The following is a 21,100-nucleotide window of genomic DNA, read 5'->3' as shown; positions in this document are numbered from 1 at the left end:
TGGTAAATGATAGGGTGATTTGGTACAGATGCAACAGCAATACTATCTTAAAAAGATAGAAAGTGTGATGTTCAACCACAAGACGCGATAGAGTTATCTATGGTTTCCTCTCATGTCATGAATTTGGCTTTGTTTATTTATATAAATACCCTATACACAGATAAATAATGACTATTGGCATTTGGATATTAGGTGATCAACTTTCCACCACGCAAGCAGCCCTGGCTTCCTGCAAAAGTAAAAAAATACCCGTGATTCTGATCGAATCTTTAAGCCATGTTCAAGCTCGTCCTTATCACAAACAAAAACTAGTTCTAATTTGGTCAGCAATGCGTCATTTCGCTGAGGAATTAAGCCAAGATGGATATAGTGTTACTTATGAAATTGCTGAGAATTTTGTTGCGCCTTTGGAACAATGGGTAAAAACGAATAACATTACCGAAGTGCGCGTGATGACACCCGCAGATAGACCATTTCTAAAACTAATTCAAGATATAGAGAAGCAACACTTTTCCTCTCTCAAATGTTCAATTAAGCTGATGCCAAATAATCATTTTTTGTGGACAAAAGAAGAGTTTTCTAATTGGGCAAAAGGTCGCAAAAGTCTTTTGATGGAATATTTTTACCGTGAAAGTCGAAAGCGATCGCAAGTTTTAATGGTAGGTGATAAACCCATGGGTGGGCAATGGAATTACGATCAAGAAAATCGTCAACCTCCAAAGACAAATTTGCAGACTCCGGCAGCAAAGTGGTTTGAGCCAGATAACATAACTCAGGAAGTAATCGCCCATGTTAATTCTTTGAAAATTCCGACTTTTGGGAAGTTAGATAGTAAGCTGAATAAATTCAATTGGGGTGTAAATCGTACACAAGCACTGGAAGTTTTAAATTGGTTTATTCATGTACGATTAGCTGGTTTTGGTACATATCAAGATGCCATGCTCATGGGAGAAGAGACTATGTGGCATTCGCTGATTTCGCCATATTTAAATATTGGTTTATTACATCCTCTGGAGGTTATCAAAGCTGCCGAAAAAGCTTACCACGAACAGCAAATTCCTTTAAATAGTGTCGAAGGATTTATTCGTCAAGTTATGGGTTGGCGAGAATATATGTATGGGTTATATCACTATTTTTATGAACTTCCTGAACAGGGTTTATATGCTGACCAAAATTATTTTCATCACCAGCAAGCTGTACCTGAATTTTTCTGGACAGGTGACACAAAGATGAATTGTTTGCATCAAGTGATTTCTCAATTACTAAATACGGGATACGTACATCATATTCAGAGATTGATGATATTAAGTAATTTTTCGTTAATTGCTGGATTATCACCCCAGGCAGTCGAGAATTGGTTTCATGCCGCCTTTATTGATGCTTATGACTGGGTGATGCAAACAAATGTGATTGGTATGGGACTTTTTGCGGATGGGGGAATTGTTGCCTCAAAGCCCTATGCTGCGTCGGCTAACTATATTAATAAAATGAGTAATTATTGTCGGAGTTGTGCTTATAACTATAAAGCACGCACCGGAGAAAATGCTTGTCCTTTCAATTTCTTTTACTGGGATTTTCTAGACCGCGATCGCGATAAACTAGCAATGCAAGGACGAATGAGTTTTATGTTGAAGCATCTCGATAAAATGTCTCTTGAGGAATTAGCTACTATTCGCAAATTAGCGCGAGATTGGCATCTGCAACCACCAGGGAAGCAATAATTACATCATGTTCGGCTAATCCAATTAAAATTTCTCCCCATCTCCCCATCTCCGCGTCTCCGCGTCTCCCCATCTCCCCATCTCCGCGTCTCCCCATCTCCCCATCTCCCCATCTCCCCATCAGTATTAACCAAAACTATTCAACCGGTACTTTTGATTTTTTGATTCCGACTTTAACCAACCAGTAATGACTTGAGGGTGCTGAGTAATAGTTGAGCAGTGAAGGGTTTTGCTAAAAATGTGTCAATACCCAGACTCATCTTTTGAGCATTTGTCCAATTGAGCATGAGTCCACTCATGGCAAGAATTTTCACCTGTGGGTTCATGCGTTGTAATGTGAGAATTGTTGTAGAACCGTTCATACCTGGCATCATCATGTCTATCAACACCACACTAATGTTATTTCTGTGTTGAGCATAGAGCGCCAGTGCCTCAATGCCATCGCTGGCGGTTAAAACTTGATAATTATGACTTTCGAGAGTTGTTTTGGCGATTTCACAAATGGCAATTTCATCATCGACAACTAAAATCAATTCGTTATTTCCATTGAGTAATTCTGCATTGTTAGGTACTGGGTTTTCTGTAACTTGCCGACTCGGTAAAAATACTTTAAACCGACTTCCTTTGCCAACTTCACTGTATACATTAATAAAGCCACCATGATTTTTGACAATCCCCATCACAGTAGAAAGTCCTAATCCAGTACCTTTACCTATATCTTTGGTAGTAAAAAATGGGTCAAAAATGCGATCGATTGTTTCTGGTGGGATACCGACTCCTGTGTCGGTAATTGTAATTGCAATGTAGGAACCGACTTTGGCATCGACGTACATACGGGCATAATTTTCATCAATCCAGAGATTTTCGGCACTAATGCTCAAATCACCACCATCAGGCATGGCATCGCGGGCATTGACAATTAGATTCATTAACACTTGATGGATTTGTGTGGCATCGGCAGAGATTGTCCACAATTCCGGTGCTATATTCATTTGGGTTTCGATGGATTTGGGGAAGGTGCGACGGGCTACTTGTGCCACATCTGCAATTAAGTGACGAACCTGAACGATGGTACGGCTACCTTCTCCCCCTCCCCGTGTAAAAGAGAGGATTTGCTGGACTAAATCTGCACCGCGTCTGGCGCTACTTTCTAACATTTTCAATAGTTGCTTGCTACCGTCATCAATGTCGGGTAATTTCAGGGGTAGTAATTGAGCAACAGCTAAAATTGGAGTCAGGATATTATTAAAGTCGTGGGCAATACCGCTTGCCAGAGTACCCAGACTTTCTAGCCGTTGGGTGCGGAGAAATTGTTGCTCTAGTTGTTTTTTCTCAGTAATGTCGGTACTAACTGTTAAAATCGATTTGGGATTACCTGCTTCATCTCGTACCAATGTCCAACGACTTTCAACGGTAATTTTGCCACCGCTTTTGGTAACTTGGTATAATTCTCCCTGCCATTTTCCCTCTTTTTTGAGAGTTGTTTGAATTGCTGTGAATTGAGGTAAATTTTCCTCTGATTTGTTTAAAAGTTCGATCGCATTTTTGCCGACAACTTCTGCTGCTTCCCATCCATATAAACGTTCGGCTCCTTTATTCCAAAAGAGGATGTGGTGTTTCATATCCCGCACAAAAATGGCATCGGTGGCGATATCAAGCAAGGCTGCTTGTTCACGAATTTTTTGTTCAGCTTGCCGACTTTCAGTGATATCGTCTACTAACACTAGGTATGCACTTCTACCAGCAAATGTGAGTGCGTGACTGACAATCTCAACATCAATCAAACTACCGTCTTTTTTCTGATGCCTCCCAATACCAACCTGTTTAGAACCATTAATTATCGTCGATAATCCTTGATTTAGTGCCGGAACATCTTCAGGAGGGTGAATATCTATGATTTGCATTTGTAAAAATTCCGCCTCCGAATAACCATAATGCTTGATTGCCGCTTGATTTACCGCCAAAAAAGCCAGGGTTTCCGAATCAAATACCCACATGGGATGGGGATTACTTTCAAATAGTAAGCGATAACGTGCTTCCGAATCCCGTAAAGCTTGCTCCGCACTGTGGCGTTTGCGGCGTTCTTTGGCTTCTCGCAATTCCCGCTCCACCGCAGGCACAAGACGGGTAAGATTGCCTTTAATGATGTAGTCATTAGCTCCAGCTTTCATCGCCGCAACGGCAATATCCTCGCCAATTGTGCCAGAGACAATAATAAATGGTAAATCCAAATTGAACTGTTGCAGTAATTCTAGGGCTGCGGGGGCACTAAAATTAGGTAGAGTATAATCGGCGATAACAATATCCCAAGACTGCTGTTCCAGAGCCGCTTGCATGGACAAAGCTGTATCAACTCTTACATAATCTAAAGTATAGCCACTCCGACGCAACTCCCGTAAAGTAAGCAACGTATCATCTTCGGAATCCTCAACAATCAGTACGCGCAGGCAAGGTGTCACTTTGACTACCTCCTTAAATCGGTGGTGGCTCATTCATTAATAACCAGTACATTCCCAATTGCCGAATCGCCTCGGAAAACTGGATAAAATCCACGGGTTTGCGGATATAGCTATTGCACCCTAGACTGTAACTATCTAGCATATCCTGTTCTTCGTTGGAGGTGGTAAGGATAACCACAGGCAAAAGTTTTGTGCGATCGTCTCCGCGCAAACGGCGCAATACTTCAATCCCATCAAAGCGAGGCAATTTGAGATCAAGTAAAACTACTGCTGGCTTAATACTTGTATCTCGCCCAACATACATACCAGTACCAAATAGGAAATCGAGGGCTTCAACCCCATCATGGGCAACAATGATATCGTTACCAATGTGATTGCGTTTCAAGGCACGAATTGCCAAAGTTTCGTCATCGGGATTATCCTCCACCAGCAAAATAATTTTATTTGGGGCACTCATACTTTTTCCTCCTCTGCTACCAATGTAAAGTAAAAAGTCGCGCCTCGATCCACTGCTGCTTCTGCCCACACCTTACCGCCATGTCGATGGACAATTCGCTGCACCGTCGCTAGTCCAATGCCATTGCCGGGAAATTCTTGGAAACTATGCAATCTTTGAAATGGTGCAAATAGCTTATTGATGTATGCCATATTAAAACCCGCACCATTATCCTTGACAAAATAGGTAGGGATACCAGTGGCAGAGAGCATCATCCCCAACTCAATTTTAGCGATCGCAATTTTGCTAGTAAATTTCCAGGCATTATTGAGTAAATTCTCTAACAGCACTTGTAGCAAACGGGTATCTCCTTGGACTATTAACCCAGTTTGGATCAGAAATTCTACCCGACGTTGTGGCTGACTCTCCTCTAACTCACTACAGATATGATTCGCTAACAGGCTCATATCTACAGTTCCCACATGCATTTCGCTGCGTGTCACCCGCGACAGGTTAAGCAGGTCATCAATTAATTGTCCCATACGTTGCGTCGCTGCCCGGATTCGCCGCAAATAGTCCTTTCCGTCGGCATCTAAATGTTCAAGGTAGTCTTCGAGCAGTGCTTGACTAAAACCATCAATACTGCGTAACGGTGCGCGTAAGTCATGGGAAACCGAGTAACTAAAGGCTTCGAGTTCTTTGTTGACGGCGTTCATTTCAATCATGGCACGTTGCAAGCCCTGATTGAGAGTTTGCACCGCTTGTTCTGCTTGTTGTCGCACGATTATTTCTGCTTGTAGTTCTGCCATCAGTTCTGCGTGCTTTAGGGCTACCCCCAAATGGTTGGCAATTTGGCACACAAACTCAATTTCTCTTGTTTGCCACTCTCGTGGGGCATCACACTGGTGGATGCAGAGTAATCCCCAAAGGTTTTCACCCTGTAATAGGGGTACTACTAGGTTAGCTCGCACCTGAAATTGAGATAATACTTGAATGTGACAGTCACTCAAGCCACAATTCAAAATATCTGCAACTGCTTGTACTCGTCCTTGCTGGTAGTGGCTGGCAAACTGTTCCCCAAAACAATGGTCGTGGATTTTGTGTGCCATCGCTGATGTAAATGCTGGATTGACATCTTCAGAAACAAATTCCCCATCATCCCAATTAGAATTTGGGTAGAAGCGAAACATTCCCACCCTATCCGCTTGGAGAAGTTGTCGAACTTCCGTGGCGGTTGTGTGAAAAATCGTTTCTAAATCGAGAGGTTCCCGCAATCGAGTAATGACATGAAATAATGTTTGTTGTTGTTCTAGGCGAAAATTGGCTTGTGCAATTTCTGCTTGCAAATGTTGAAATTCATCTGCTAAAACCCGCTCAATCTCCTCTAAGACAGTTTCATCTCCACAAACAGACCGTAAATGTGCCAACATCTCTGGGTTCATAGGTCTTGAGTTAGTAGTGCTAATATTGCCAAAAATAAACAAAAAGACAGCCGGAATCAACCAGCTGTCAGGGGTTAGTTGTGAGGTATAGGGCAAATAGTATTTAGGTCAGGTATATGGAGTACCAGCTTTAGAGAATATACTGATAACTCCAGTTTTTGAGCCAATTCATTAATGAGTGGCAACCAAACCCACGGGCTTGACTCCAGCCATATCTAAAATTGGTGCAATTAAGTCTTCCCGCTTGACTGCCATCATATGCACACCCTGGCACAGTTGCCTTGCCGTTTGCACCTGTTCCGCAGCGATTTTTATCCCCTCTTCTAAAGGGTCTTTTGCCTTTGCCAAACGATTAATAATATGCTGAGGAATATTCACACCGGGAACCATGCGGTTGATAAATTCAGCATTTTTTGCAGACTTCAACAGAAAAATTCCTGCTAATATTGGCTTGTTAGAACCAGTCGCAATGCCATCCATAAATTTTTCCAACCTGTCAAAATCAGTAATCAATTGACTTTGGAAAAATTGTGCCCCGGCTGCTAATTTTTTTTCAAACCGACTTTGTAATCCCGACCAACTTGGACATTGGGGGTCAACTGCTGCGCCCGGAAATAAATTTAACGCCCCATCTGTTAGGGGTTTGTCGTTATAATCTACACCCAAATTCAGCTTTTTAATTACTTGTAGCAATCGTACTGCTTCCAAATCAAAAACCCCTTTACAGTCTGGATGATCGCCCGCTTTTACCGGATCACCCGTCAGCGCTAGGATATTTTGAATTCCTAAGGCATGTGCCCCCATTAAATCAGCCTGTAAGCCAATGCGATTGCGATCGCGACATGCTAGTTGACATATTGGTTCAATCCCATGTTGTAGTAAAATAGCCGACGCAATTAACGGACTCATCCGCAGCACTGCACGGCTACCATCGGTAATATTGACAGCATGAACCCTTCCCTTAAGGGTCGCTGCCATTTTGAGCATGTGTTCTGGATTACCTCCTTTCGGTGGGCAAACCTCAGCCGTAACCAGAAATTCACCATTTCGGGCGGCTGTGCGAAAAGAACTGAATGAAACTGGATTTAAAGTATCAAGCATAACGTTGAGCATTTCAACTCTGGGAACAGCTGTAGCACAATTTGTCCCTCAGTGGAAAGTGATTAACGCAACGCTTACAAAGGTAGGGAATATCCCAACGCTGTCTTCACATCTTTTAATGTTTGTTGTGCTACTGTTTCTGCTTTTTGCCGTCCATCTCGCAAAACCGATTCTAAATAACCTTTGTCAGCCATGACTTCGTGATACTTATCTTGAATCGGCTTGAGGGCATTAATAGTTGTTTCCGTTAACAACTTCTTAAAGTCACCCCAACGCATATCAGCACATTCCGTCGCTACGTCATCTTTGTTTTTGCCAGATAGCACCATATACAATGTCAGCAAATTGTGACATTCGGGACGCTCTGGGTCATCGAAAGTTAAACCAGAGATGGTATCAGTTTTACACTTTCTGATTTTTTTGGTAATTTCTGCTGGCGAGTCGAGGAGGTTAATGCGGCTTTGTTCGGATGGGTCTGACTTGGACATTTTCTTAGTACCATCGGTCAAACTCATTACCCGTGCCCCTTCCTTGCGAATTAGTGGTTCCGGTGATTTGAGGACTTTTTTGCCTTTGCCAAATTGATGGTTAAAACGATCAACAATATCCCTTGTGAGTTCAAGGTGTTGTTTTTGGTCTTCACCCACAGGGACTTTATCAGCTTGATAAAGTAAAATATCAGCCGCCATCAATACGGGATAATCGAGTAAGCCAACACCAACATTTTCCCCTTGTTTCAGGGCTTTTTCCTTGAACTGAATCATATCTGTCAACCAGTTCATGGGAGTGATGCAATTTAGTAACCAAGCTAACTCCGCATGGGCAGAAACATGTGATTGGACAAAGATTGTCGAATACTGTAAATCAATACCGCAAGCGAGATATAATGCCGCGATCGCATAGGTATCTTGTGCCAGTGTTGCCGGGTTGTGCGGCACTGTAATGGCGTGTAAATCGACCACGCAAAAGTAATTATCGTACTGGCTTTGCATTTCTACCCAGTTGCGAATTGCTCCCAAATAATTACCTAAATGTAAATTGCCAGTTGGTTGTACTCCAGATAAAATGCGCGGCTTTGCCATAAATTTCTAATTAATTAACTTCGTCCTAGAAAGGCTATCTCAAATCTTAGATATATTTGGTCATTTAGGAAAACTATAGCGGAGATGGGACAACCTAGGAGGCAATTTTGCCGGGATAAAAAAGTTATCATTAATTTTTCTTGGCGTTCCCCACCTCTAGTGTCGGTTTTATTGTCATTCTTTCGGCGAACCTTATATCAATACTGCACGTAAAGCTACGTACTGATAATATTTTTAAGTATTTTTACCGAGGAGAGACAAAAATTGAAATGTTACATTCATGATCGATTCTCAAGGGATTCTTGGTTCCTCAGTACAAGCCAATGCCTAAGTAATTAATACTCAAGTAACAGTAATACTACTAGTATAAATTAGGAGACAAAGTGCTTAGAGGGTCTAACTAATAAAGTCCAATCTGCTTAGAAGGTAAAAGCGCTTAGATACTAAGTTTTAGCCTCCTAGTTATAAATATTGGTAAATATTGGTAAATATTAGTTTTTATCAAATTTCTAAGATAAATTCGGTGCAAAGCTATTTGGGGCTCAGTCAAAAACTAAAAACAAAAAAAATGTGACATTGAGGTATGAGATTGATTATTAAGTAAAAACGCAGTGGGCAACTTGCTCTCAAATCAAATTTATCACCCTTTAAGAGCAAGGGAAGGGAAGTAAAAATTAAAACTCCCTATGGAACTTGGATAAACTGTCCAGGCATGAGCTGCACATTTATACAAAACTAAACAAACATTCTCTTTATTTATGCTAAATCCGAATAAATGTATCAAATTACCATCGAATTTCTATCGTTCGTTGGTAGCCACTGCATTGATTACTAATGGTATTTTTCAGTTTGTTGCCCCTGTAATTGCGGAAGGAACTAAAGCGGGTGAATCTATTAGTAACACTGCAACTGCAACTTATGAAGACCCTCTTGACCCCAACACTAAAATTAATACAACTTCAAATACAGTTGTGATTACAGTCGCGGAAGTTGCGGGTATCACTGTTACCGCAAGTGGAACTACATTTAAACAAGATTTAAATAATAATAGTCAAGCTAACGTTGGTGATACTGTTTTCTACAATTACACAGTTACCAACGTTGGTAATGATCCTACTAGATTCCGAATTCCCGAAGCAGTGAAAGTAACAGGTCCCGGTCAAGCTGGGAAACCAGAATATAGCCTTGATGGTGGTGTAACTTGGACAGAAATTCCTGGTACTGAGTATATTTCTGGTTCCATTCCTGTTAATGGTTCGATTCAAGTGCGTGTACCAGTTACAGTTGCAGCTGGCGCGCAAACCAACGATGTCATTAACGTTACCTTGGGTGATACTCCTGGTGATGCTCAAAACCAACTTCGTGACCCCAATGGTGGTGACGTTTACACCGTAGATAACGCCGATGGTTCTCCTCCAGATGAGGTCAATGGTTCCCCTGTCAACGGAGTCCGGGAAGCGAGTGCAACCCAAAAAGTCACTGTAGACCAAGCGGTGAAAACCTATGCACTAGCAACGGTTCTCAAAGTTCGTAATGATTACAATAACAACGGTACACCCGCTATTGATGATGATAAGTTAACCTACGGTTTAAGTCTGCGGGTGGAACTAAATGACCCGACTGGAAACGGGATTACTCCTGCACCTTTAGCAGGTACAACAGTCAGAGGATTAACAGGAAATCGTATCTTGGTTTCTGATGCCATTCCTTTGGGAACAGAATTAGCCGCAATTCCCACCCCACCTCCAGGCTGGCAAGTTGTTTATACTACAGATGCAACCAACATCAATGCAAATCTTGCAACTTGGCAACCTTTAACTGCTGCAACGCCACTTGTGAATGTCAGGCGAATTGGTTTTGTCAACGACCCCGCAATTGTGACTTCAGTTGCACCTGGTCAAACTGTGAGTGGTTTCAATGTGCAAGTTCAAGTCAAAACAGGTACCCCAGCACCATTAACCATTAATAATATTGCTCAATTATTTGGTCAAACCGCAGGTGTACCATCCGTAGATAATAACAATGATGGTATCCCAGATAATCAAGTGTATGATGAATCCGGAGACCAGAATCCCAGTAACTATGATGGTAGCAATCTTCCTCCTGGTTCGATTGATGCCAACAACGATGGCATTCCCGATGTAACTCCCACCGTTACTGATGGTTATATTGATAATCCCGCCGAGCTAAATAACACTGGAATAGACGCAGGAAATAACAACAGTGGTACAGGGGAAGGTGGTGAAGCCAACTCTTTTGTGATTGACGTTCCCCAAGCGAATGCAGTATTGAATGGACCTGAACGGACTCCCGACGCAGTTGGACCAACCGACAATAATGATGACTTTACTAACAAGTCTTCACTGGTTCCCGAAGACAAAAAACCTGGTGACACCTTGGATCCACCGCCCGTAACATTTACGAATACTGTCAAAAACAGTGGGACAAGTCCCAATAATATTTCACTCTTACCGACACCACCTGCCAATCCCGCAGATTTACCTGCCGGAACAACGGTTACTATTAGTTACGAGCAACAATCTAAAGCCTATACATGGAATGGAACTCAGTTTACCATTGGTGGTTTGCCAGTAGATGGAACTGATGACTACATCACGATTCCCAATATGGCACCTGGTAGTCAAATTAACTATGGTGTGGAAGTCAACTTACCTCCGGGAACACCACTTTCGACTAATCTGGACGAAACGACACCAGACCCGAATGATTTAGTTGGTGGTTTCCCTGTGCCAATTACAGCATTCGTTGATGATGCAACTCCCGGTTTCAATGGCGAGCCAAGCAACACGACAATTGACCGGGTCTATACTGGCTTTTTGCGGATGCTGAAAGAATCGCGTGTACTCCCCGGTAATGGACCGGCGGTACGTGCAGAAGATAGTGACTTCAGCAGTAGTACAAAGATTCCGGCTCCTGGCAACATCATTGAATATCGCATCCGATATACAAACATCTCCGAAGCAGAATCGGGAACCGGCAACAGAATTCTCCGGGCTGACAAAGTCACAATTGTGGAGAATGGGACTCTCAGCACTACACCTGGAGATGGGAAGAATAATTGGGCAAAGGACAATGATGTTAATGGTCAAATTGATACTAGTAATGTTGTTGGTTCTGCGAGGGATTCTGGTGCTTCCACGATTCAATTTTACAGTGGTGCAACTGGAGCAAATCTATCGATTGACCAAACAGGTACAACCGCAGAGACTGACGTGAGTAAATACGTAAATACCGTTACCAACCCTGTCGCACCAGGTGAACAACGTCAATTTACATTCCAACGCAAAGTGAACTAGTAATACATATCAATCCATAGAGACGTAACACTGCTACGTCTCTACAAACATAAAAGTTTCCCATCCCGATTTTCTAGATGTTGAGGTTTAATCAATGAAAATATTGACGAAAAGATTGACAATTGCGACATTAAGCACAGCAGCATTATTAATTCCATTTTTTGGTGTCATTCCTGGAGTCCCTAATTGGGGAGAAATGACTAGTGCGATAACTGCCTTAAGTTCTGCTAACGCCCAGAATATTCAAAAGCAACCAATGGTGAAATTACAATTGGGGGCAGAGAAACAGGTTTTAAGCAAAGATATCCAAGGCAAAACCAAAACTACTTGGCAAGCATTACAAGGTCAAGTCACGGTACAACCTGGAGATGTATTACGTTATACCTTAACTGGAGCCAACCAAAGCGATCGCCCAGTTAAAAATTTGACTTTTAATCAACCAATTCCCAGAGGAATGGTATATATACTCAAATCTGCGAATGCCAATACCAACGCCAAAATTACCTACAGTATCGATGGTGGGCGTTCGTTTGTGGAAAATCCGAGAGTGAAAGTTACTCTTCCCAATGGGAAAGTGGAAGAAAAACCCGCACCCGCAGAAGTATACACCCATATTCGCTGGAATTTCCCCAATGCGATCGCAGCTAAAAGTGCAGTGAATGGAATTTATCAACTTCGAGTTCGCTAATTTGTAATGCAGAGGGATGGGATTGAGCTATTAGCTGTTGTCTGAATTGCATATTTTTAGAAATATTGAAGATGAGGCGATCGCAGCTAATAGTTATTTTCAATATCCAATTTAATTTTGAATTTGATTTGCATTTTTTAGCAAAAATAATGGTTCTTACTATTAAAATCAACGGCAAAATATGAATTTTAATTTTTAATCAAAAATTGTCTATTCTTAACTATAAAACACAAACCACACTATAAGTATTTTTCCATCAATACTAGTTATTCATAAATTTTCCCCACAGGAGATATGTACAGTGAGGTTTTTTGATTATTACAAAATATCTGTATCCCCTCAAAATAATAAATGGAGATGGTTAAGACGAGCTACAGTCACTTTTTTATTAGGTAGTTATTTGCCAATGTCACTACCTACTCAAGCTCAATTAACAACTAGTCAAAATTCACGAATTCCAATTGTTAACCAAGCGAGCTATCAATATAGTGATGGCACAGGAAAAATTTTTCGAGGATTTTCAGAAATTCTCAGTACCGAGAGGGGATTATTTGATCCTTTAGGACGAATTTTAGGTTGTGGTGGCGAACTTTTGCCTGACTATACAGGATTTTCGATTGGTGTTTATGAAACTAATCCCAATGATGCAACGGGAACAGAATTAGGACGATTAGTTGATTTAACCCGGACAGAGTTTCCTGATGTTGCCAGTAATCGCATTCCTGGAGGAAAAGCACCAAATACCGAAAACTTAAATCCTTATTTCTTACAAAATAATCCTTCATCACCAAATTTGCGGGGAACTTATAATTTTTTACTTGACCCGAATAAAGGGCAAACTCAACCTGGTAAAACCTATATTTTAGTTGTCAATCCACCAGCAAACTCAGTTTATCAACAACGCCGCATTCGCATTAGAATTGGCGAGTCAACAGGAGAAGAAACTGGAGTTGGTAATGCTCAAAACCGAGTTTTAAGATATCTGGCAACTTCCTTAGATGGGCAACCAATTCGTTTAACTGGGGAAACAGAATTTGTCGGTACAGTAGTTGCAGTTGCCGATGCAGAATTACAAGGTTTAGATTTATTAGCATTTGAATTTACTACTAATCTTTGTCAACCGAATCAAGTTCAAATTATTAAAGCAGGGGATAGGGCAACTGCGGAACCTGGTGATACGGCGATTTATCGTCTCTCGCTGCGAAACTTAGTTGAAGTCGGTTTAAATAATGTGATTGCAACTGATACTTTACCCTTAGGTTTTCGCTTTCAACCCAAAATAGTACGCGGAGAAATCAATGGAGAAGTAGTAGAAATTACTTCAGAAATCAATGGACGTAATATTATTTTCCGCGCCAATGCAACCTTACCACCAGCTTCAGTATTAAATATTGTCTACGGCGCACAAATTACACCAGATGCATTGCGGGGTAGCGGTATAAATAGTGCGGTTGTCAGCGCTGAAAGGGTAGATAATCGCTTCCGTACTCAGGATGGTCCAGCCAATCATAAGCTACAATTGCGCCCTGGTATTATTTCGGATTGTGGAACTATTATTGGTCGCGTCTTTGTGGATAAAAACTTTGATGGCGAACAACAAGCAAATGAGCCAGGAATTCCGAATGCGGTAATTTACATGGAAAATGGCAACCGTGTTACCACGGATGTTAATGGTTTATTCTCAGTGGCTAATGTTTTACCAGGAAGTCATACGGGTGTATTAGACCTAAGTAGTTTACCCGGTTATACCCTCGCCCCCAATCGCTACTTTAAAGAACGTAATAGTCAATCTCGCCTCGTCCGTATCGCGCCAGGTGGGACGGTACGCATGAATTTTGCTGTCACCCCCACCTTCCAGGAGGATGTTAAGAAATGAACCGCAGGTTGCACTTAGAAAAATATCAAGTTCGAGTAGACTTAACTCGCAAATTGATCCTTTCCGATCCGAATTTGATGTTACTGGGGATGGTGGCGGGAATTTGGAGTGTAATTTTTTCGCCCTTGACATGCCATGCGGAGGGGATAAGTAAGGGAGAGAGTAGAGAAAATAGAGAAAATATTGATGTTCCTGTCTCATTTCTAGAGACAAATAATATACAGCCAGAGGAAGTTGTCAAGGTTGTAAATATTTTCAATGAGTATCAACCTGCCATTGATGAAGCTAGTATAATTACTCAGAATTTAAATAAATTAAAGAAAAATAATACACAATCAAATTTAAAATCAGCAGCGCCAGACTTTTTAGATACGAAAACTTATGACACAAACACTTATACAGTTAGCGATCGCACTACTATAACCATAGAACAAACAGAACAAATAAATTCATCAATACAGCCTTTTCAACCAGATACCAAGATAAAATTACCTACTGCTTTAGAAAAACTTTCCCAAAATCAGGATATCCTCGACTCTCCAACAACATCACCAGTTGTTACAGAGAATAATTCTACGTCCAATACCCAACCTCCCACTTCCCCAGTAACTCCAACCCAAACATCAGTTAAAATATTAACTCCGACTCAGGGAAGAGTAATTGATATCCCCGCAACAACCGTAGTTTTACAGTTCACAACGGGAAGTGAGATTGAGTTACGAGTTAATGGTGAATTAGTTGATCAATCCTTAATTGGACGGACGGAAACCGATGGGGATGTGGTGACACAAACATGGTATGGTGTCCCCCTCAAAGATGGTGAAAATCAGATTACAGCGCAGATTCAAGGTATAACTGCCAGCGCCAGCAGTGTGAAAGTAAGGTTGCGGGGTGCGCCGGAAAAAATGTCGTTGGAGACAAGGGAAGCGCGAGTTCCAGCAGATGGACGTTCTTTAGTAAATATTACCGGACAATTACTTGATGGAAATGGCAACCGTTCCCATCGTGATTTGATTGTGACTCTAGCCGCAACTGCTGGAGAATTTGTCGGCAATGACTTTCAACCCGATGTCCCTGGTTTTCAAGTGCAGGCGCAAAAAGGGGAATTTAAGGCTCAACTCAAGTCGGGATTGAACGCGCAAACAGTACGAATTCGTGCCTACACAGGTAATTTAGAAGCTTTTACCCAAGTACAATTTGCAACTGCGTTGCGTCCCAGTTTGGTGACGGGGGTAATTGATATCCGCTTAGGGGCACGCAGTACCGATTATTTTGGCAGTTTACGGGATTTTCTGCGTCCACGTCCAGAAACCACTAACAAAGTTGATCGTAGCACCCGCTTTGATGTGCGTTCATCGGTGTTTACGACAGGTGCAATCGGTGAATGGTTATTTACAGGAGCTTATAATAGCGATCGCAATTTGAATGAAGATTGTAATTGTGATACTCGTTTGTTCCGCAATTATCAATTTGATGAACAAAACTATCCTGTTTACGGCGATAGTTCCCGGATTGACGTAATTACCCCATCGATTGATAGTGTTTTTGCGCGGTTGGAACGCTCTAGTAAAATCCCTGGTGCAGCCCCCGACTATATTATGTGGGGTGATTACAACACTGAAGAATTTGCCCGTACATCCCAGCAGTTTACATCTTTTACCCGACAGTTACACGGATTAAAACTCAACTATAACCTGGGCAATCTCCAGTTTACAGGCTTATATGGTAACAACGTCGAAGGTTTTCAACGGGATACCATCCCACCTGATGGCACTAGTGGATTTTATTTCCTTTCCCGTCGTCTGGTGCAACCGGGAAGCGAAGTTGTTTTTATTGAAAGCGAAGAATTAAATCGTCCTGGAACCATTATTCAGCGCCAACGTTTAAATATCGGTCAAGATTACCAAATTGATTATGATCGAGGCACAATATTATTTACCGAACCGCAACAACGTACTGATATTGGTGAAAATGGTGAAGTTTTAGTGCGGCGAATTATTGTCACCTATCAACAAAAATCCGAGGATTCCGAGGGGGATATCTACGCTGGACGTTTACAGTACAATATTGCTCGCGGAGCAAATCAAGATAGTTGGATAGCTGCAAGTTACTTGCAAGAAAGCCAAGGAACCCGCGACTTTGAACTGTATGGGGCGGATGCAATCTTTTCCTGGGGTAATAATGGTCGTTTTATCGCCGAATATGCCCGCTCTCAGAACACATCCGATATTGTGGGTGCGGTGAGTGGTGAAGCTTTACGTGTGGAAGCCGAAGGTCAAGTTTTTCCGGGAATTCAAGCCCGTGCTTACTATCGTTTTGCCGATACAGGCTTTGCCAATAATGCCACTATTAGTTTTGTGCCTGGACAAACTCGTTACGGCGCACAGGTGACAGGTAAAGTTACTCACACCACAAATCTGCGTTTTCAGTATGACCACGAAGATAACTTTGGGATTGCACCCCAACCCCTCGACAGCTTTGAAGAACTATTTGCACCTCGCACCACAGCCTTACCCGGTGGTCGCGTAGATAACTCCCTCACCACAATTTCGGCGGGGATTCAACAGCGTTTTGGTCAAACCAATCTAGACTTTGATTGGGTACATCGCGATCGCGAAGACCGGATTAGTGATACCTTTACTGGCAGTTCCCAGCAATTGCGATCGCGTTTGAGTTTTCCCATCACCAAAAGACTCACCTTCCTCGCCCAAAATGAATTAACCCTATCTTCCCAAGTTGATGCAGTTTATCCCGACCGGACAGCATTGGGTTTAAACTGGGCACTGACACCAGGAGTAAATCTCACCCTTTCTCAACAATTTTATACACAGGGTCAATTTGATGGGCAAGCGATTACCAGCTTAGGAATTAGCGGTGAACATAAACTCGGTGCTGATACAACGATTACCGGACGCTACTCCATTTTAGGTGCAGCCAATGAAATGACTACCCAAGGTGCGATCGGTATTAACAACCGTTGGCGAATTGCCCCTGGATTACGCTTAAATTTGGGATACGAACGTGTTTTTGGTGATTTCTTTGGTAGAACAGCCGCCGGAAACCAATTTGCCCAGCCCTTTGCGATCGCTCAAACCGCCTATGCAGTTGGCTTTAATGGTGGTGATAGTTACAATATTGGTTTGGAATATACTGACAATCCCAACTTCCAAGCCAGTGCCCGTTACGAACATCGGACATCCTCCGTTGGCTCTAATACAGTAATTACCGCCGGAGCGATTGGAAAAATTACACCAGAAATTACAGCATTATTGCGGTATCAACAAGCAGGAGCTTCCAATCAAAAACTGATTGGATTAAGTGATACTGCCAACCTCAAACTTGGTTTAGCATACCGTAACCCCAACAACGATAAATTTAACGCCCTCCTACGGTATGAATATCGTCAAAACCCCTCATCAATTCCAGAAACCTTATTAGTCGGTAGTGGTACAGGTGTCGAAGACCATACCTTTGCCCTGGAAACAATTTATACACCGAATTGGCGCTGGGAATTTTACGGGAAGTATGCATTACGCCACACAACTTCCTATTTAGCCAGTGATTTAGCCGGAACCAGTAATACTAATCTTACCCAAGCGAGGTTAACCTACCGCACCGGATACAGTACCGATATTGTCGGTGAAGCTCGTTGGATTAATCAAGCAGGTTTTACAGAAACAGGATTTGTTGTCGAAGCTGGTTATTATCTAACTCCCACCCTGCGGTTCGCGGCAGGTTACGTATTTGGGAAAGTAGACGATCGCGATTTTTCGGGTACACGTTCGGCAGGTGGAGCATATTTAGGATTAAGCGTGAAAATCGATGAACTATTTAACGGGTTTGGCAGACAAAAAGTCGCACCACCTCAACAACAGGAATCATTAGCCGTCAAACTGCGTAGATTTAAAGCGGAGGAATTAAATGGACGCGGAGATGGGGAGATGGGGAGATGGGGAGATGGGGAGATGGGGAGATGGGGGGACGCGGAGATGGGGAGATGGGGGGACGCGGAGATGGGGAGATGGGAGGACGGGGAGATGATAACTAATTAGCTGAAATTTTTAGCTGAACTTTGAGATGAAAGCGTTGATTTGGAGACGATGGGGGATAGCTGGGAATACATTTGGGAAGAACTTGATATATTTTTATTGGCACTAAATTATGAAATTTATATTTAAACATTTACAAGCGATCGCCCATTTAAATAATTTAAATACAAGGAATCATCAATTGCTGCGATCGTCAGTTTGGTTCAGTAGTTCTATTCTGCTCACTTTACTGACTAGCCAAGCTACTTTTCTCTTTATGCATGAGCCTGCGAAAGCAGAAGGTTCTAAGGAGTTAGTTTCCAAGGGTGGTTCCCGACCTTATTTAGAATGGTCTGCCGGTACAACTGCAAATATCCCTCGTAAGACATTGTTGAAGGTTTATGTTCAGTCTGGAGAGATTATCAACCTTGGTTCCAGTGTACATACTAGTTTTGATAGTAAAGATATTGTTCTGCGTACTCCATCGGGAATTGAAAGTATCTGTGATGTGAAAATAGTAGCTGAAGGGGGTGCAGGTTTTATTGACACCTTAGCCAAAGAAGCTGCTGGTCCCTTACCCAATGTTGGTGGATATACACCATGTCAATTTACCGCCACTCAAACAGGTATTTATGAAGTAGAATTTCATGCTCCCGCGACTTCTGGAGACCCACCAGCACAAAATGTTAATATTGCATTTCCCACAGGTAATACCCAGAGAATGGCTGTTTCAGCTTGGGATATTACCGTGAGAGATACTCAAGGCAATACTAAAACCGGTCGAGTATTTACAAATTATGTCGCCATGAATATGGGGAACACTAATCGTTCCCTGAATTCTGCTTTTTATATCCAAACCAAAGATGGGTTTCGCTATCGGACGGAAATGAATGGCGTAGACCCTTTTGCTTTTATTTTCTTTGGTAATAGTCGGGGATTTATTGACAAGACTGATAATTCAACTTTGTACCATTCCGCACGAGCTGCAGATGGTGACAATACACTCAGTCCATTTTTAGGAAACATTGAAGTGCAGCGTCCTGATGTTCCTGATACACCCACCGATATTACTCACTTAGTATTTTTTAATCGACCCGACCCTAACACTTTAATTCATTTGGGTATTCCCACTACACCAATTATTCCCTCAATCCCCACAAACTTCAAATTTACTGGTGGTAATGGCGGCAGTGGCAACCAAACCTATGTTGGAGTGGGGGGAAAATTTAGTTTTGATAGTACCAGCAATGGCAGCTATGAAATCATTATTGATACAAATAACGATGGTGTGTATAATCCCAGCCAAGATAGAGTCCTGCAAAATATTGCTAATGTCGGCAGTAATGTGGTTGTTTGGGATGGAAAAGATCGCAATGGTGTAAATTTAAATCCTCTCCCTGGGAATGCTCCCTATAATACCAAAGTCACTTTAAGAACAGGAGAATATCACTTTCCCATGCTGGATGCAGAAAACAATCCCAATGGATTTGTGATTGAAATGGAGAATCCTCCTGCGCCTTTCCCATCTGGAGTTAATACATACACCGTTTATTACAATGATGACAATTACACAGCTAAAAATGGTACATCAATTGACTTAGGAACCTTTGGAACACCGACAAATCCTCGCAATGCAGCAACTGGAATTGATAGCTCCCCTGGAGTACATCGCTTCAGTGGTAACTATGGTGATTTTAAAGGAATTGATACTTGGGCTTATTTTCCCAGCGAACCTGTAATCACTCCATTAGTGATCACAAATAATCAACGAGCAAATGTACAGGGAAAAAAATCTGTAGCTTTTCTGACGGATAACGATAATAGCAACACAGTTACCGTTGGTGATACCGTCGAGTATACAATTACCTACTCTAACTTAGCTCCTGGCAATAGTAATGCTATCAACTTTGTGATTAATGATTCCTTACCTTCCCAAATCAACTTTGTTGCAGCACAAATTACATCACAAACTTCGGGCAATAATATTACGCTCAATTCTGGTTATAGTGGTTCCGGCGCGTTAACAAATTTGGGAACACTGCGAGTTGGCGACACAATTACGATTAAGATTACTGCTACTATCAATAATGCTAACAACGGCAATCCCATCAGCAATCAAGCGATCGCCACCTTTAATACACCTGATAATTTAGCAACTACAGGTACAGTCTTAACCGATGCGGATTCCGCCGGAGCCAGCAATAATCCTCCCACAGTGGGAAATTCTTTTTTCCAAGTTGACAATGCTGAAGACATCGGTAATGATCCTGGCAACGCCGCAGATGATGACCCAACTTTATTTACTGTAGAGACTATTCCTGTTGTTAACGGTACTCCCAAAATCCTTTTAGTCAAGCGGATTACAGCGATTAACGCAGTACAGTTAACTCAACTTGTTGATGACAATAACAGCACCGACGATAATAATTCTCAATGGCTAGCTAATTTTCTCACGGGAGCAATCAATGGTGGCTTAGTACGTCCCCAGGATGAATTAGAATATACAATCTACTATCTCTCTGCTGGTGATGCGACTGCCAAAAATGTTTTAATTTGCGATCGCATTCCTAATCATGTCACTTTTATCCCCACAGCATTTAATAATTATCCCGATAAAGCACCTGGTAATGTTGGTGACAGAGGTATTCTCTGGCAATATAACGGACAGGTGGAATCACTAACGAATTACGATATTAACGGCAAAATGCGTTATTTACCACCAGGTGTGGAACCACAAACAATTTATTTTGACCCGAATAATCCGAGTAAAAAGTTAGTAGACTGTGGTCAACCCAACACAAATGGGGCAATTATTATTGATTTGGGCGATGTACCCAATGCACAAACACCTGGTACACCCACTAATTCCTACGGTTTTATTCGTTTCCGAGGTAGAGTCAAGTAAGGATGAGAGATGCTGATATGATGTTCGGCTAATCACTGACAATTA

12 protein-coding genes are annotated in these 21,100 nt (G+C 42.0%); 6 read left to right on the top strand and 6 right to left on the bottom strand.

Annotated features, from left to right (window positions below):
- Positions 1 to 167 precede the first annotated feature (167 nt).
- Complete coding sequence (locus VB733_RS15850) at positions 168 to 1,721, top strand: cryptochrome/photolyase family protein (protein ID WP_323341020.1); 1,554 nt, start codon at positions 168 to 170, stop codon at positions 1,719 to 1,721.
- Here VB733_RS15850 and VB733_RS15845 read toward each other — a convergent pair.
- The 6 genes from VB733_RS15845 to trpS form a co-directional block, all read right to left on the bottom strand.
- Positions 1,669 to 1,842 (bottom strand): hypothetical protein, encoded by a 174-nt coding sequence (locus VB733_RS15845; protein ID WP_323341019.1) that lies wholly within the window; start codon positions 1,840 to 1,842, stop codon positions 1,669 to 1,671. The genes VB733_RS15850 and VB733_RS15845 overlap by 53 nt on opposite strands.
- A 52-nt stretch (positions 1,843 to 1,894) precedes the next feature.
- On the bottom strand, positions 1,895 to 4,180 hold the full coding sequence (locus VB733_RS15840) for a PAS domain S-box protein (RefSeq protein WP_416336321.1): 2,286 nt from the start codon (positions 4,178 to 4,180) through the stop codon (positions 1,895 to 1,897).
- A gap of 13 nt (positions 4,181 to 4,193) precedes the next feature.
- Entirely contained in the window at positions 4,194 to 4,637 is a 444-nt protein-coding gene (locus VB733_RS15835) for a response regulator (RefSeq protein ID WP_323341017.1), read from the bottom strand.
- On the bottom strand, positions 4,634 to 6,058 hold the full coding sequence (locus VB733_RS15830; RefSeq protein ID WP_323341016.1) for a GAF domain-containing protein: 1,425 nt from the start codon (positions 6,056 to 6,058) through the stop codon (positions 4,634 to 4,636). The genes VB733_RS15835 and VB733_RS15830 overlap by 4 nt, the downstream gene beginning before the upstream one ends.
- 171 nt (positions 6,059 to 6,229) lie before the next feature.
- The gene (locus VB733_RS15825; RefSeq protein ID WP_323341015.1) at positions 6,230 to 7,171 is read right to left on the bottom strand and encodes a methylenetetrahydrofolate reductase; all 942 of its coding nucleotides are present in this window, start codon (positions 7,169 to 7,171) and stop codon (positions 6,230 to 6,232) included.
- 62 nt (positions 7,172 to 7,233) lie between these two features.
- Positions 7,234 to 8,241: a tryptophan--tRNA ligase gene (gene trpS / locus VB733_RS15820; RefSeq protein ID WP_323341014.1), complete on the bottom strand. Its 1,008-nt coding sequence runs from the start codon at positions 8,239 to 8,241 to the stop codon at positions 7,234 to 7,236.
- A gap of 758 nt (positions 8,242 to 8,999) precedes the next feature.
- Between trpS and VB733_RS15815 the strand changes: the two genes are divergently transcribed.
- The 5 genes from VB733_RS15815 to VB733_RS15795 all read left to right on the top strand — a co-directional run bounded on the left by VB733_RS15815 (position 9,000) and on the right by VB733_RS15795 (position 21,055).
- Positions 9,000 to 11,558: a hypothetical protein gene (locus tag VB733_RS15815; RefSeq protein WP_323341013.1), complete on the top strand. Its 2,559-nt coding sequence runs from the start codon at positions 9,000 to 9,002 to the stop codon at positions 11,556 to 11,558.
- 94 nt (positions 11,559 to 11,652) lie between these two features.
- Positions 11,653 to 12,246, top strand: coding sequence for a hypothetical protein (locus tag VB733_RS15810; RefSeq protein WP_323341012.1), 594 nt, complete (start codon positions 11,653 to 11,655; stop codon positions 12,244 to 12,246).
- A gap of 406 nt (positions 12,247 to 12,652) precedes the next feature.
- Entirely contained in the window at positions 12,653 to 14,122 is a 1,470-nt protein-coding gene (locus VB733_RS15805; RefSeq protein ID WP_323341034.1) for a hypothetical protein, read from the top strand.
- Positions 14,119 to 18,174: a TonB-dependent receptor gene (locus VB733_RS15800; RefSeq protein ID WP_323341011.1), complete on the top strand. Its 4,056-nt coding sequence runs from the start codon at positions 14,119 to 14,121 to the stop codon at positions 18,172 to 18,174. The genes VB733_RS15805 and VB733_RS15800 overlap by 4 nt, the downstream gene beginning before the upstream one ends.
- Before the next feature lie 109 nt (positions 18,175 to 18,283).
- The gene (locus VB733_RS15795) at positions 18,284 to 21,055 is read left to right on the top strand and encodes an isopeptide-forming domain-containing fimbrial protein (protein WP_323341010.1); all 2,772 of its coding nucleotides are present in this window, start codon (positions 18,284 to 18,286) and stop codon (positions 21,053 to 21,055) included.
- The last annotated feature ends 45 nt before the right edge of the window (positions 21,056 to 21,100 follow it).

It is taken from the genome of Calothrix sp. UHCC 0171 (assembly GCF_034931845.1).
Classification (GTDB): Bacteria; Cyanobacteriota; Cyanobacteriia; order Cyanobacteriales; family Nostocaceae; genus Brunnivagina.
The sequence above is the reverse complement of the archived record's forward strand: the minus strand, read 5'-3'. Positions and strand labels throughout refer to the sequence as shown.

What these genes read in the sequence shown, in the direction of transcription:
- VB733_RS15850 (WP_323341020.1), top strand. Translation starts at nt 168, where the DNA reads ATGACTATTGGCATTTGGATATTAGGTGATCAACTTTCCACCACGCAA.
- VB733_RS15845 (WP_323341019.1), bottom strand. Translation starts at nt 1,842, where the DNA reads ATGGGGAGATGGGGAGATGGGGAGATGGGGAGACGCGGAGATGGGGAG.
- VB733_RS15835 (WP_323341017.1), bottom strand. Translation starts at nt 4,637, where the DNA reads ATGAGTGCCCCAAATAAAATTATTTTGCTGGTGGAGGATAATCCCGAT.
- VB733_RS15830 (WP_323341016.1), bottom strand. Translation starts at nt 6,058, where the DNA reads ATGAACCCAGAGATGTTGGCACATTTACGGTCTGTTTGTGGAGATGAA.
- VB733_RS15825 (WP_323341015.1), bottom strand. Translation starts at nt 7,171, where the DNA reads ATGCTCAACGTTATGCTTGATACTTTAAATCCAGTTTCATTCAGTTCT.
- trpS (WP_323341014.1), bottom strand. Translation starts at nt 8,241, where the DNA reads ATGGCAAAGCCGCGCATTTTATCTGGAGTACAACCAACTGGCAATTTA.
- VB733_RS15815 (WP_323341013.1), top strand. Translation starts at nt 9,000, where the DNA reads ATGCTAAATCCGAATAAATGTATCAAATTACCATCGAATTTCTATCGT.
- VB733_RS15810 (WP_323341012.1), top strand. Translation starts at nt 11,653, where the DNA reads ATGAAAATATTGACGAAAAGATTGACAATTGCGACATTAAGCACAGCA.
- VB733_RS15805 (WP_323341034.1), top strand. Translation starts at nt 12,653, where the DNA reads ATGTCACTACCTACTCAAGCTCAATTAACAACTAGTCAAAATTCACGA.
- VB733_RS15800 (WP_323341011.1), top strand. Translation starts at nt 14,119, where the DNA reads ATGAACCGCAGGTTGCACTTAGAAAAATATCAAGTTCGAGTAGACTTA.
- VB733_RS15795 (WP_323341010.1), top strand. Translation starts at nt 18,284, where the DNA reads ATGAAATTTATATTTAAACATTTACAAGCGATCGCCCATTTAAATAAT.